Source organism: Polaromonas sp. JS666 (genome assembly GCF_000013865.1).
GTDB lineage: Bacteria > Pseudomonadota > Gammaproteobacteria > Burkholderiales > Burkholderiaceae_C > Polaromonas.
In genome coordinates, this window is sequence record NC_007948.1 from 2959919 (window position 1) to 2973328 (window position 13410).

11 protein-coding genes are annotated in these 13410 nt (G+C 64.1%); 5 read left to right on the forward strand and 6 right to left on the reverse strand.

Features of this window, described 5'->3' with window-relative positions; genetic code table 11:
• The first annotated feature begins 65 nt into the window (after positions 1-65).
• Positions 66-1703 carry an ABC transporter substrate-binding protein gene (locus tag BPRO_RS14010; RefSeq protein ID WP_011483730.1) on the forward strand — a complete coding sequence of 546 codons (1638 nt, stop codon included), beginning with the start codon at positions 66-68 and terminating at the stop codon, positions 1701-1703.
• Positions 1704-1988: 285 nt separating this feature from the next.
• On the opposite strand, the gene BPRO_RS14015 is transcribed toward BPRO_RS14010, so the two are convergent.
• Complete coding sequence (locus BPRO_RS14015; RefSeq protein ID WP_011483731.1) at positions 1989-3701, reverse strand: thiamine pyrophosphate-binding protein; 1713 nt, start codon at positions 3699-3701, stop codon at positions 1989-1991.
• Between the two features lie 328 nt (positions 3702-4029).
• Positions 4030-4338 carry a hypothetical protein gene (locus BPRO_RS14020; protein ID WP_011483732.1) on the reverse strand — a complete coding sequence of 103 codons (309 nt, stop codon included), beginning with the start codon at positions 4336-4338 and terminating at the stop codon, positions 4030-4032.
• A gap of 454 nt (positions 4339-4792) precedes the next feature.
• Between BPRO_RS14020 and BPRO_RS14025 the strand changes: the two genes are divergently transcribed.
• Both BPRO_RS14025 and BPRO_RS14030 read left to right on the forward strand, forming a co-directional pair.
• On the forward strand, positions 4793-5704 hold the full coding sequence (locus BPRO_RS14025; RefSeq protein WP_041388828.1) for an aldo/keto reductase: 912 nt from the start codon (positions 4793-4795) through the stop codon (positions 5702-5704).
• 3 nt (positions 5705-5707) lie between these two features.
• On the forward strand, positions 5708-6316 hold the full coding sequence (locus BPRO_RS14030; RefSeq protein ID WP_011483734.1) for a DUF6064 family protein: 609 nt from the start codon (positions 5708-5710) through the stop codon (positions 6314-6316).
• Positions 6317-6332: 16 nt separating this feature from the next.
• On the opposite strand, the gene BPRO_RS14035 is transcribed toward BPRO_RS14030, so the two are convergent.
• From BPRO_RS14035 to BPRO_RS14050, 4 genes are all read right to left on the reverse strand, one after another.
• Positions 6333-7022: a general secretion pathway protein GspB gene (locus BPRO_RS14035; RefSeq protein ID WP_011483735.1), complete on the reverse strand. Its 690-nt coding sequence runs from the start codon at positions 7020-7022 to the stop codon at positions 6333-6335.
• 4 nt (positions 7023-7026) lie between these two features.
• Positions 7027-8697 (reverse strand): ExeA family protein, encoded by a 1671-nt coding sequence (locus tag BPRO_RS14040; protein WP_011483736.1) that lies wholly within the window; start codon positions 8695-8697, stop codon positions 7027-7029.
• Positions 8698-8827: 130 nt separating this feature from the next.
• On the reverse strand, positions 8828-9175 hold the full coding sequence (locus BPRO_RS14045) for a hypothetical protein (RefSeq protein WP_041388829.1): 348 nt from the start codon (positions 9173-9175) through the stop codon (positions 8828-8830).
• Between the two features lie 301 nt (positions 9176-9476).
• Complete coding sequence (locus BPRO_RS14050; protein WP_011483737.1) at positions 9477-10739, reverse strand: MFS transporter; 1263 nt, start codon at positions 10737-10739, stop codon at positions 9477-9479.
• Positions 10740-10848: 109 nt separating this feature from the next.
• Here BPRO_RS14050 and BPRO_RS14055 point away from each other — a divergent pair, with 109 nt between their 5' ends.
• Complete coding sequence (locus tag BPRO_RS14055) at positions 10849-11679, forward strand: AraC family transcriptional regulator (RefSeq protein WP_041388830.1); 831 nt, start codon at positions 10849-10851, stop codon at positions 11677-11679.
• Between the two features lie 290 nt (positions 11680-11969).
• Complete coding sequence (locus BPRO_RS14060) at positions 11970-13364, forward strand: efflux RND transporter periplasmic adaptor subunit (protein ID WP_011483739.1); 1395 nt, start codon at positions 11970-11972, stop codon at positions 13362-13364.
• Positions 13365-13410: the final 46 nt, after the last annotated feature.

Genomic DNA, 13410 nt, shown 5'->3' on the forward strand with positions numbered 1-13410 from the left:
AATTCGCGCAAACTGGCCGCCAGCCCGCTGCATCGCAGCATTAACCCCCAAAGGGAGTCCGTCAAATGATTCAGACCAAACCAAGTGCAAGCCGGCTACGCCCGGTCCAGCGCGCATTGCTGTGCGCGATCGCCCTGCCAGCATTGCTGGCGCTCACGCCGGCGTCCGCCAAGACGCTGGTGTTCTGCTCTGAAGGCAGTCCTGAAAACTTCTACCCCGGTATCAACACCACGGGTACCTCGTTTGATGCCAACGAACCCATCTACAACCGTATCGTGGAGTTTGAGCGTGGCGGCACCAAGGTAATGCCGGGACTGGCCGAGAAATGGGATATCTCTGCCGATGGCAAGGAATACACCTTCCATCTGCGCAAAGGCGTGAAATGGCATAACACCAGCAAGAGCTTCAAGCCCACCCGCGACTTCAATGCCGACGACGTACTGTTCATGTTCGAGCGTCAGTGGAAAGAAGACAACCCATTCTTCAAGGTCACCAGTCCCAACCACTCCTACTTCAGCGACATGGGCATGCCCAAGCTGCTGAAATCGGTGCAAAAAGTCAACGACTACACCGTCAAGATCACGCTCGACAAACCTGAAGCACCGTTCCTGTCCAACCTGGCCATGCCTTATGCAGCGGTGCAGTCCAAGGAATATGCCGACGCCATGCTCAAGGCCGGCACCCCCGAAAAAATTGACCAGGATCCTGTTGGAACCGGCCCCTTCTACCTGGTGCAATACCAGAAAGACGCGATCATCCGTTACAAGGCCTTCCCTCAGCATTTTGCGGGCAAAGCCAAGATCGACGACCTCGTCTACGCGATCACGCCGGACGCCTCGGTGCGATGGGCGAAGCTGCAAAAAGGCGAGTGCCATGTGATGCCCTACCCGGCTCCGGCTGACCTCGAAGCCATCCGCAAGGACCCGAATATCCAGGTCATCGAGCAACCCGGTTTGAACGTAGGGTATCTGGCTTACAACACCACGAAAAAGCCGTTTGATGACGTGCGCGTGCGCAAGGCCATCAACATGTCCATCAACAAGAAAGCCATTGTTGACGGCGTGTACCTCGGCACCGGCATTCCCGCGAAAAACCCGATTCCACCGTCGATGGCTGCCTACAACGACAGCATCAAGGACGACGCCTACAACCCTGAAGCCGCCAAAAAACTCCTGGCAGAAGCAGGCTACCCGAACGGCTTCACCACCGATTTGTGGGCCATGCCGGTGCAGCGCCCCTACAACCCCAACGCCAAACGCATTGCCGAGCTGATGCAGGCGGACCTGGTCAAGGTGGGCGTCACGGCCGAGATCAAGAGCTTTGAGTGGGGCGAGTACCGCAAGCGCCTGCAGGCCGGCGAGCACCAGATGGGCATGCTGGGCTGGACCGGCGACAACGGCGATCCGGACAACTTCATGTACACCCTGCTTGGTTGCGCTTCAGCCCAGTCCGCCAGTGGTTCCAACATCGCCAAGTTCTGCTACCAGCCTTATGAAGATCTGGTCCTGAAAGCCAAGACCGTCACCAACCCGGCCGAGCGCACCAAGCTGTACCAGCAGGCCCAGGTGATCTTCAAGGAGCAGGCGCCCTGGTTCACGATTGCCCATGCGGTGCAGCTCAAGCCGGTACGCAAGAGCGTGATCGACTTCAAGAACAGCCCATTCGGCCGACACAACTTCTACGGCGTCGACATCAAGGAATAAGCCCTCCAAGGCCAATACGGTTCAGTTAAGCCCTTGCCCCTGGTTTGTCATCCCGGACTTGACCCGGATCCATGGATTGCGGGTCAGGCCCGCAATGACAAGTCAAGGTTTTGGTTATTCCGATTCAGGGTGAATAACTTAACTGAACAGTACTGCCTCTAAGGCTTACACCAGCGCCACGCTGGAGCTGGCGTGCCAGACAAAAGGCCGGGCTATCCCGGCCTTTTTCATTTCCTCAAGCCTTTTCAGCTTGAATCCGCCCTCGATTAGGCATTCAACATATAGCTATGATTTTTGCAGCGACTGAGTCAATGCAGCCTGGGTAATCGATGACAGCGTGCCCCGCGTGGTGATGACCTCAGGATCCAGTGTCACCTCGATCACCGTGCCTTCCTTGCGCGCCAGCGCGGCCAGCAGTTCGGCTTCAAATTCGGCGGTCCGCGTGATGCGAACACCCGCATAACCGTAGGCGCGTGCCAGGGCGGCAAAGTCCGGGTTGTTCAGGCGCGAGCCGCTCACGTGCTGCGGATACGTCTTTTCCTGGTGCATGCGAATGGTGCCGTACATGCCGTTGTTGAGCAGCACGATGATGCTTTTGGCGCCGTGCTGAACGGCTGTCGCCAGCTCCTGGCCATTCATCAGGAAGTCACCGTCCCCGGCAATGGTGAAGGCCGTTCGGCCCGAGACGATATTGGCCGCGATGCCGGCCGGCACGCCATAGCCCATGGCGCCCACAGTGGGCGCCAGTTGCGTCTTGTTCCCTTTGACCAGCCCGTGGTGTTTGAAAAACCGGTGCACCCAGCTGGCAAAGTTGCCCGCGCCATTGGTCAGTACCGCATCTTGCGGCAAATGCTTTTGCAACAGGCCGACGATGGCCGCCATGTCGATATCGCCGGGCAGCTTTTGCCCTTCCTGGGTTTGCAGGTTGGCCAGGTAATCGTTGTTGGCCGATGCGGTCCAGGCCTCCCAGGGCAACTCGGCTGGTGCCGTTAGCACCTCCAGCGAGCGCGCAGCGGCATTCATGGTGGCGTTGATGGCCAGGTCGGCCTGGTAGACGCGGTTGAGTTCTTCGGCGCTGGAGTGGATGTGCACCAGCTTCTGCCGGGGCCGAGGTGCCTCCAGCAAGGTGTAATTGCCGGTCGTCATTTCCCCCAGGCGCGGGCCGATGGCGATGATGAGGTCGCTGGCCTTGATACGCGCTGCCAGTTTGGGGTTCAGGCCGATGCCCACGTCACCGGCATATTGCGGGTGGTGGTTGTCAAACGTGTCCTGGAAACGAAAGGCGTTGCCCACCGGCAGCTTCCAGTTTTCGGCAAAGCGCTGCAGTGCCTGCGCCGACTGCGGCGTCCAGCCGCCGCCTCCGGCAATGACAAACGGCCGCTGCGATTGGAGCAGCATCTCGCGCAGCGTACGCACGGAACCGGGGTCGCTCCAGGCCTGGACCGCCTCCACGCGGGGCAAGGGCTGGGCGCCGGTCATCTGCGTCAGCATGTCTTCAGGCAATACCAGCACGACCGGGCCGGGCCGGCCGTTCACGGCCGTCGCAAAGGCGCGCGCCACATACTCCGGAATGCGGTCCGCATCGTCGATGCGCTCCACGCGTTTGGCAAAGCCCTTGGTGCTCGGCCCGAAAAAGCTGGCGTAATCCACCTCCTGAAAAGCTTCCCGGTCGCGGCAGTCGCTGGCCACATCGCCCACCAGCAGCACCATGGGCGTCGAGTCCTGAAACGCGGTGTGGACACCGATGGAAGCGTTGGTAGCACCCGGTCCGCGCGTCACCATGCAAACGCCCGGCCGGCCGGTGAGCTTGCCGTGCGCCTCGGCCATGAAGGCAGCACCGCCTTCCTGGCGGCAGGTGATGAATTCAATCTGGCCCTGGCGTGCATGCAAGCCATCAAGGACGGCGAGGTAGCTTTCACCGGGAACGCCAAACGCATGGGTAACGCCCTGGGCAATCAGGCAGTCAACGAGAAGGTGGCCCGCAAGTTGTGTAGTCATGGGGCGTATTGTGCGCTGGAGTGTTGCCCCCACGCTTGTCACTTCGTGTACTGCGCGAGGCCTTGCAGGCCGCGTCTCGCGAGACGCTTCGCCTCTGTCGCCTGTCCAAACCTGCTCAAGCAGGTTTGGAGCCGCAGGCTCCAGCCCCTCGGGGGCCGCTTTTTCCTTGGGGCGGCCCTGCGGAAAAATGCCGCCGTGCTTTCAGGCTCCCGTTCGTCCTGAGCCCGTCGAAGGATGCTCCAAGGGGGCTGTGCTTGCCCGGGCCGCCCAATCGGATCAGTTCGGATAGGGGGTCGCGCTGCTGCCGTATCGACCGGGGGAAATGGCGCTACTCGGGCGTGCTGTTGTCGCTGTCTGTACCACCGGCCTCCAGCGCCTGCCTGGCCAGTTCCTCGTCACTCAGCGGCGGTGCATCCTCAAGCGCCGCCAGTTCTTCAAGAAACTCCTGGGTCGGCTCTTCATGCTCCAGCAGCACCTCTTCAAGCTTTTGCTCGCCAGTCTCCACGTGTACCGAAGGTGAATGCAGCTCGGTGGGCGGCACCGGGAATTTCTCGCCGAGTTCGAATTTCAGCGCCTGTGATTTCTCGTCGATCCAGTGCGCGAAATCACCATCTTTGGGCGGGTTCGAATTACTCATGGACGTCTCCTTGGGTGCGTTGCGGTTCCGGCGCGGGTGGCCGGCGCTGCTCAGACTTCATTATGGCGCTACGTTTGACGCAGTGGTAGTACCCCTATAGATTCACGCGTCAGGGCTTGTCAGCGTCAATAAGCGGTCAGCCGTCCGGTGACCGTGAAGCGCCCGCCGCCCTGGGACGTGAGCACCACCATCTCCGCCGTGCCGGGTGAAATGCCGGTTAGCGCCGCGATGGTGGAGCGGCGCGAAACCAGCACCGTATTGCCGTGCGCCTTGTCCCTGTGTTAGTGTGGTGTTGCACGTTATCAGGCATATAAAACCGCGTCTTTTTGCCCATGGCCGCGTTGCAAATCCTCGCCATAGCTGGGCTATGGCTGCGGTTGTCGCCTTGCCCTGAACAAAAATCCATCGGTTTATGGGTACCTGCAAGCATGCAACACCACACCGGTCTGGAAAAATGAGACGCCGCACCCTGCTGCTGCACCTGCTTCCCGCGTCAAGCGCGCTAGGCGTGGTGGGCGCCTACGCGCAAAATGCTGCGCCGTCACTGCCGATGTCCAGGCCCATTCCCTCGTCCGGCGAACAGATTCCGGTGGTCGGGCTGGGCAGCTGGATCACCTTTAACGTCGGCAACGACCACCCGGCACGCGCGCAATGCGCCGAGGTCATGCGCCACTTCTTTGATGCCGGCGGCCGCCTGATCGATTCCTCGCCGATGTACGGCTCCTCGCAGGGCGTGATCGGTGACGGCTTGCAAAAACTCTCGGCGCAGCAGCGCGTCTTTGCCGCCGACAAGGTCTGGACTTCCTCGGCCGGCGCGGCACAAATCGAGATGTCGCGCCGGCACTGGCGGCTGCCGCGCTTCGACCTGCTGCAGGTCCACAACCTGGTGGCCTGGCAGGAGCAGCTGCCGCTGCTGCAGGCCATGAAAACGGCAGGCAAGCTGCGTTACGTGGGAATCACCACCTCGGAGGGCCGCCGCCACCGCGAGATCGAACAGATCATGCGCGGCCACCGCATCGACTTCGTCCAACTCAGCTACAACCTGCTCGACCGCGAGGCTGAAGAGCGGCTGTTGCCGCTGGCGCGTGAGCGTGGCATCGCCGTGCTGGCGAACCGGCCGTTTCGCCAGGGCGCCCTGCTGCATCAGCTGCAACGCCATCCGCTACCGGCCTGGGCCAGCGAGATCGACTGCGCGAACTGGGCCCAGTTCGCGCTGAAGTTCATCGTCTCTCACCCCGCGGTGACCTGCGCGATTCCGGCCACCAGCAACGTGGCCCACGTGCGCGAAAACATGGGTGCAGCCTTCGGCCGGATGCCTGACGAGGCGTTTCGCAGGCGCATGGTCACCCACACCCTGGGGCTGTGAGCCATGTCCGAGTGGTGGACCTACCGTCTCTCGGACTTCCTGATGTTTTCACCCGGGACGTATTGGCGCCTGGTCGAGCTCTACAACCGCGATGTCTGGCCAGCGCAGCTGGTCGCACTCGCTACCGGTCTCGCCTCGCTTTGGCTGGCCGGGACCCGGCGCGCCGGCGCCGGCCGCGTGCTCGCTGCCCTGCTCGCCGCAGTCTGGCTCTGGGTGGGCTGGACCTTTCACTGGCAGCACTACGCCACGATCAACTGGGCGGCGCCCTACTTCGCCGCGGCCTTCGGCATCCAGGCCGTGCTGCTGGTTGGCCTGTGCATCTTGTCCCGCGACGCGCACCCACCGAGCCCTGGTGTTGTGACGCGAAACCTCGGCTGGCTGCTGGCCGTGACCGGCGTGGTGCTCTACCCGCTGGCCGGGCTGCTCGCTGGCCACCCGTTGAGCCAAGCGGAGGTGTTCGGCATGGCGCCGGAGCCGACGGCGCTGGCCAGCCTGGGCCTGCTGCTGGCCAGCGGTCAGCCGCCATCACGCGCCCTGCGCTACTTGCTGGCCATCATTCCCACGCTCTCCCTGCTGGTGGGCGCGGCGACGTTGTGGTCGATGGCTGGCTGATCGCCTTATTCCTCTTTCAGTACGCCACCGCGTAGCGATAGCCGCGGTACCGCAGCACTGCGGTCCTGGCACGGATCTGCTCCAGCACCACGCCCGGGGCCAGCTCTGCGCCTTCGCCCACCACCTGGCCGTTGACGATCATCATGCGCTGCGCGGGGTTGTCGGAATAGACGCCGCCGCTGATGGCCAGCTTGGGCAAGTCACGCTGTACATCGGCCGGCAATTCATTGACGGACAGCAAGCGATCAGGGGCTGCCGCTGCGGGCGCCGGTGAGGAAGCCGCCAGCGCCGGAGCCGGCTTTCGCGCTTCACGCAAAGGAGCCGCGGGCAGGGCCACAGGCGCGGCGGGCGGTGGTGCTGCGGGCAGCACCTCGGTCGCAGGCAGGGCCGGCGCTGCCGTGGGCACCGGCGGAGGCCTGATCACGGCAGGCGCTGGGGACATTCCGGCCCCTGCGGCTGGCAGATGAACCACCGGTGGCGCGACCGATACAGCGACCGGTGGCGCGGCGGGCCCGGCCAGCTGCCATGCCGCCACGGCCAGCAGGCCGGCGCCAATGACCACCACCCCTCCCAGCCAAAACCGGGTCTGATGACCTTCAGGTGGCTCAAGCGGCGACACCTGCACGGGCTGGGCATGAATGCCCCGTGCCGGGTCGCGTTCGCGCTGGGCGTCGGCCTTCCGAAGTGCGTCGAGAATGTAAGACATGGGGTCAGGGCCCGGTTCGAAGGCGCGGCTCGTCCACGCCGGCCGTGCGATTGAGCTGCATAAAAGTTAACGGCCCGAGTCGGCCGTCGGTGGGCAGGCCCTGGGCCAATTGAAAAGTGCGCAGGCGGGCTCTGAGCGAGGCATCCAGCACGGGCCGGCCCGCCTGCGCCGTGCCATCCACTGCGGTCAACCGGGCCGCAACCCATTCGACCACCGGGCCGCTCTGGCTATCAAGGGGGCGGCCTCCATAACCGGCGGGTGAACGCCAGAGCGTGGAAAAGTCGCCTTGCCAGCGCGCGGCCAGCGCGGCCAGTGTGACGGTCTGCTCGATGCCCCCGGCGCGCAAGGTGGCGCTGTCGTCTGTCAGGGCGGTGAGCAAGGCATAAGAAGGCGAGCCGCTTTGGCTGTCGAGCTTGACGATGCCGGGGCGGCCCAGCTGGCGGATCAGGGCCAGGCTGGTGTTGCTGCTGAAGCACCGCACCTGCTCGCGCTGCAGCGCCTGGCAGGGGTCGCCCTCCCCGGGGGTCAGTTTCCAGGCCTGCGCCAGTTCGCGCCAGGCCTGGCCTTCGTCGCGCAGCAAGATGGGGGGCTGCGCGGGCGGCGCGGGTGGCGTGGGCGGGGCGAGGGTTGCGTCGGCTGCCGCAGCGGCCATCACCGGTCCGGAGGCCGCAACCGCTGCGGGTGCGGCTGCGTCAGTTGGCGTGGCAACTGCTGCGATCTCGGGTGCATGCGGCGCTTGCGGCGTCTGCGTCGCAAGGCGGGCCGTGGCGAGCAGCCCGGCGCCGGCGGCGACACTCAAGCCCACCAGGGCAAGGCTGCGCTGCCAGCGCCATGTTAAAGATGATGCGCGCACCGGCGGGTCAAACACCTCGTCCGCCGCCTTGTTGACGATGCCGCGGTTGACCGTGGCCTGGCCGCCCGCAAAGGCTCCCAGCAAAGCACGGTCGCACAACAGGTTGATGCGGCGGGGCACGCCGCGCGCGCGCTGGTGGATGCGTTTGAGGGCCTTGCGATCGAACGGCAGCGCGCGATTCAGGCCGGACACTTCAAGGCGATGCAGGATGTACTGCGCCGTCTCGGCCTCGGTGAGTGCGTCGAGGTGAAAGCGTGCGATCACGCGCTGAGCCAGTTGCTCCAGTTCGGGCCGCTGCAGCATGGTGCGCAGCTCGGGCTGGCCGATCAGGACGATCTGCAGCAGCTTGCGCTCGCTGGTTTCCAGGTTGGTGAGCAGGCGCAGCTGCTCCAGCACCTCGGCAGACAGGTTCTGCGCCTCGTCAATGATCAGCACGTTGTTCTGCCCGGCGGCATGGGCCTGCAGCAGGAAGGTGTTGAGCGGATCGAGGTAATCCTTGACCGTGAGCGGCAGCAGCTCTTTTTGCGGCACCGTGACATGGAACTCGTCGCAGATCGACTGCAGCAGCTCGGTTACCGTGAGCTTGGGATTGAAGATGTAGGCGACGTTGCAGTGGGCCGGAATCTGCTCCAGAAAGCAGCGGCACACCGTGGTCTTGCCAGTGCCGATCTCGCCGGTCAGCAGCACAAAGCCACCTCCGCCACCCAGCCCGTACAGCAGGTGCGCCAGCGCTTCGCGATGCCGGTCGCTCATAAACAGCAGACGCGGGTCCGGAGCGAGCGAAAACGGCGCCTGTGTCAGGCCGAAAAATGGCATGTACATGGGTGCAAAGGATACCGCACCACCATCGTTGGGTGCTAGTAATAACCCGCGCCGCGCTGGCGATCAGTGCCCGGTGCCATGAATAGGTGGGGTCAGCGACACCGCCAGTACCTGCACCCACACGCGCAACTCAGCGCTCCCGCCCGGCGCGCCTCAGTACCTGCGTCACCGGCTCGACCAGGTACTGCAACGGCGTGCGTTCCTCGCCCTTGATGAAGACCTCGGCTGGCATGCCGGCCTGCAATTTGACCTCGCCAGCTTGCGCCAGCGACGCGGCGTCTGCTTCGACCAGCGCCACGTAGTAGGCCTGGTTGGTGGCACGATCGACGGTGCGGTCGGGCGCGACGTAGAACACCTTGCCCTCAAGCTGCCGGCTGGTGCGGTACTTGAAGACAATAAGCGGGTGGGTCTCAACTCCCAAGTACAGCAACAGGGGTACCAGACGCTCCACACCATCAAAGTCAGTCGCAAAGTTCAACTAAGCGAATCCCACCTGCGCTATCCGGTAGCGCTGACAAGGGCCAGACAAGACAGTCAAAACTATACAGCCGATGCACCTAAGGCAGTGAACAGCACAAGCGCCGCGCTGCTGGACAGAGCGCCCTGGAGCCTGCGGGATTGGGGTTCTCGGAACATAGAATCTGGGTTCGGGCAGCGCTCAAACCTCACTGGAGCCAGTGTCGCGCGATTCTTCCAGCGCAGTCCAGGAAGGATTTATTCGCACTCGCAGAAATGCATCGCCAGCGCTGATACATTTCCCGCGTTAACGCCGGGGATCCTCAGGCGTTAGCCAGCGCAGTTCGCCGCACCTTGCGCACATTGAACGCGTTGGCAATCAGCACCGCCTGCACCAGCGCCAAACCCAGCAGCACGCCGCGGTACTGGCCGTGGTCCATCATCACGCCAAAGATCAACGGTGCGACGGCCTGGCCAATGTCGAGCCCCGCATACACCACGCCGTAGACGCGGCCGGAGGCATTGTCTGGCGTGGAGCGCTTGACCAGCAAATCCCGCGAAGGCGCCGCAATGCCCGATGCAAAACCCATGGCGCCGAACAGCACGGGCACCATCCACGCGGCAAAACTGCCCAGGGCCAGCAGCAGTGCAACGACGGCCGCCGCCCCGAAGCCAATGCCGACAATGCGCTCGCAACGGGCGGGTTCCGCGGCCAGAAAGCCGCCCAGCACCATGCCGCCCGCGCTGCACACCATGTAGATCGTCAGGCACATTGCCACCAGCGCCAGGGGAACGCCGTGCAGATAGCGGGCAGCTTCGGGTGCGAAGGCCTGCACCACGCTCAGCACAATGGCGTACCAGAAGAAGAACGCAAAGCACATCCACACCGCGGGAATCCTGAGAAAGCTCAAGGAGTTGTCGGGGCCTGCACCACCCTTGCCAGGCGGCGTCACATCGAGTGTCAACTTGTCGCGATTCAGCAGCAGCGCCCCCATCACCGCAAAGACCAGCAAACCCGCGGCGACCAGCGCCACGCGCCATGACCAGGCAAAGGTCAGCGTGACCACCAGCGCCGGCGCCAGCGCCCAGCCCAGGCTGCCGGTGATGCCGTGCACACTGTAGGCGTGGCCCAAGCGCGATGGGCTCACCTTGCGGTTGATCAGCGTGTAGTCCACCGGATGAAACACGCCGTTGCCCACACCGGCGATCACGGCAAATCCGGCCAGCATCCAGTAGCTGGTGCTGATGGAATAGCCCAGGGCGGCGATGCCGAGCAGGCTTAGCCCGCCAAACAGAACGGGGCGCGGGCCAAAACGGTCCACCGCAAAGCCCGACAGAGCCTGCACCGCGCACGAGACGACGAAAAAGATCGTCATCAAAAAACCCAGTTCCGCGTAGCTGACGCTGAATTCCTCCTTGAGCCAGGGAAACAGGGGCGCCAGCAACAGCTGGCTGAAGTGGCTGATCAGGTGGGCGGTGCCGACCAGGCCAATGATGCTGGCGTCCTGCCGCAGCGAAACAGCGGTGGCCGGAGTAGTGGCAGTGGCTGCAGCACCAGCCACGTTCGCAGTGCTTGAAGTATTCATGGCGCCATCGTAGTATTGGGCTCGCTTGCTGAAACGCGACAAAAAGCCATGATTCAGCGAATTTCAGACAAACCATCAACAACCCTCCCCTCAAGGACGCCGCAGCACCGTGGCCCGTAACACCCGCCTTCAGTTCATGCCGGTGGACGACACCGATAACTTCACGCCCAGCCGGCAGCGCCCCGTGCGCGTGCGTGCCCGCGCCATGCCGGTCGACACGCACTTTCAGCCGCACTCCCATGCCTGGGCACAACTGGCCTATTGCGCCACCGGTGTCGTGCAGGTCACGGCCGAGCAAGGTGGCAACGCCGGCGGCGAGATCACCTACATCGTGCCGCCGTCGCGCGCGGTCTGGATTGCCCCCGGTGCGCGGCATCACGTCACGGTGCTGGAAGCCGCCGAGCTGCGCACGCTCTACATCGATGCGAGCGTCACGCCCGGAGGCTGGGAAGGTTGCCGCGTCATGGTGGTGTCGCCCTTGCTGCGGGAGTCGATTCATGCGCTGGACACATCCTCCGGCCCGCCCCTGACCGCGGCGCGCGAACAGTTGCTCAGCGCCCTGGTGCTTGACGAGATCACCCATGCCGACACCCAGGCGCTGGGCGTGCCGCTGCCGCATCCGCAAACCGGTGACAAGCGGCTGCGCGCGCTGTGCACGGCCGTTTTGGGTGCCCCCTCGGAACGCGCGACGCTGGCGGAATGGGCCGCCGAAATTGGCGCCAGCGAGCGCACGGTGGCGCGCCTCTTTCGCGACGAACTGGGCATGAGCTACCAGCAGTGGCGCCAGCAGGCCGTCCTGGCGCACGCCCTGCCCTTGCTGGCGCGCGGCACACCGGTGAGCCTGGTAGCCGCTGCCAGTGGCTATGCAAGTGACAGTGCGTTTTCAGCGATGTTCAAATCCGCGATGGGTCAGACCCCTAGCCACTTTCAAAGCAAGTAGCCCGTCGACCTCATTAAAACCCGGGAAATTAACTATCAAAATAATAGCGCTCGCCTATTCATTCGCCGGCGTGACTCCGGGAGCGGCAGGTCATCCGCGAACCACGCGTTTCTTTACCGGACGTTTACGCGGAGCTTTCGATCGGTATACCTGCCCGCGCAGGCTAGCAGTGATAATTAATTTGTGAGCATGCAACCCAAGCCTGGCATGACGCCGATACCCCCATCAAACACCATAAACAATAAGTGCCGCGGCAATCCCGTCGTCGTGGCGGGCAACAAGGACAGCTGATGGACCCGAGAGCCGCAACGCCGCACACCGGCGCCAATCCACCACCCGGTAAACGATTGAGCCGCCGTGCATCCATCATCGGCGCCGTGATCGCCATCCTGGCACTGGCCGGTACCGGCTGGCTGGCCTGGCACCTGACACATCCTTCGCCGGAAGCCGGCAGTACAGCGGCAGGACCTGGTGGACCAGGAGCCCCTGCCGGACGGCGTGGCCCGCCAGCCACCACCGTGGGTGTGGCCACTGCCGAGCGGGCCAGCATTCCAGTGATTCTGGAGGCGCTGGGTACCGTCACCCCGCAGGCTACCGTCAAGGTGCGCCCCCAGGTGTCCGGTGTCATGGAAAAAGTACTGTTCAAGGAAGGCCAGATGGTCAAGGCCGGCGATCTGCTGGCCACCATTGACCCGCGCCAATTTGAAATGGCGCTGATGCAGGCTTCCGGCCAGCGCCAGCGTGACGAAGCGCAGCTCGACAGCGCCCGCGTCACCCTGCAGCGCTTCAAGACCCTGCTGGAGCAGGACTCGATTGCCCGCCAGGAAGTCGACACCCAGGCCGCGCTGGTCAAGCAGCTGGAAGGCACGGTCGTCATTGACAAGGCCTCCGAGGGCACGGCCCGCCTTAACCTGGGCTACACCCGGGTGGTAGCGCCAATCAGTGGCCGGGTGGGCCTGCGCACGGTGGACGTCGGCAATGTGGTGAGCAGCAGCGACGCCAATGGCATCGCGCTGATCACCCAGGTCAGCCCGATTGACGTGGTGTTTTCCATTCCGCAGGACCAGGTCGGCGAGCTGCAGCAAAGCGCCAGCGGCAGTGCGGCCATGAAGGTCACCGCGTTCGACCGGACGCGCTCCACCACGCTGGACACCGGTATGTTTGCCTCGCTGGACAACCAGGTCGACACGCAGACCGGCACGGTCAAGGCCAAGGCGCGCTTTGCCAACAGCAAGCTGGCGCTCTTCCCCAGCCAGTTTGTCAATGTGCAGCTGCTGGTCAGGACCATTGACAACGCTGTGGTGGTGCCGGTGACGGCACTGCGCCACGGCAGCACCGGCGACTATGTGTATGTGGTCAATACCGCCGAGCGCACCGTGAGCCTGCGGCCCGTGCAGCGCGGCCAGGCCACGGTCGACAAGATAGTGATCGCATCCGGCCTGCAGCCCGGCGAGCGCGTCATCACGGAAGGCGCCGACCGCCTGAAGGACGGCGCCAAGGTGATCTTGCCCGGTGACCAGCCCGGCGGCGGCGGCGCCGGATCTACCGGCAAGCGCCAGCGGCCCGGCGGGCCTGCTTCCGCGCCGGCAGCTGGGGCCTCCAGCCCGGCGGCAGCCGATGCCCCCGCGGCCGATGCATCCAGCCCACGGCGGCGGCGCCGCGCTTCGCAAGCTGAGGGCTCATGACAGGCGTGTATTGCTCCTTTCCCTGCCCGGGGAAGGTCGAGGCGGG

Bases quoted from the DNA above. Each gene is read 5' to 3' on its own strand.
- BPRO_RS14010 (WP_011483730.1), top strand. From the start codon at position 66: ATGATTCAGACCAAACCAAGTGCAAGCCGGCTACGCCCGGTCCAGCGC.
- BPRO_RS14015 (WP_011483731.1), bottom strand. From the start codon at position 3,701: ATGACTACACAACTTGCGGGCCACCTTCTCGTTGACTGCCTGATTGCC.
- BPRO_RS14020 (WP_011483732.1), bottom strand. From the start codon at position 4,338: ATGAGTAATTCGAACCCGCCCAAAGATGGTGATTTCGCGCACTGGATC.
- BPRO_RS14025 (WP_041388828.1), top strand. From the start codon at position 4,793: ATGAGACGCCGCACCCTGCTGCTGCACCTGCTTCCCGCGTCAAGCGCG.
- BPRO_RS14030 (WP_011483734.1), top strand. From the start codon at position 5,708: ATGTCCGAGTGGTGGACCTACCGTCTCTCGGACTTCCTGATGTTTTCA.
- BPRO_RS14035 (WP_011483735.1), bottom strand. From the start codon at position 7,022: ATGTCTTACATTCTCGACGCACTTCGGAAGGCCGACGCCCAGCGCGAA.
- BPRO_RS14040 (WP_011483736.1), bottom strand. From the start codon at position 8,697: ATGTACATGCCATTTTTCGGCCTGACACAGGCGCCGTTTTCGCTCGCT.
- BPRO_RS14050 (WP_011483737.1), bottom strand. From the start codon at position 10,739: ATGAATACTTCAAGCACTGCGAACGTGGCTGGTGCTGCAGCCACTGCC.
- BPRO_RS14060 (WP_011483739.1), top strand. From the start codon at position 11,970: ATGGACCCGAGAGCCGCAACGCCGCACACCGGCGCCAATCCACCACCC.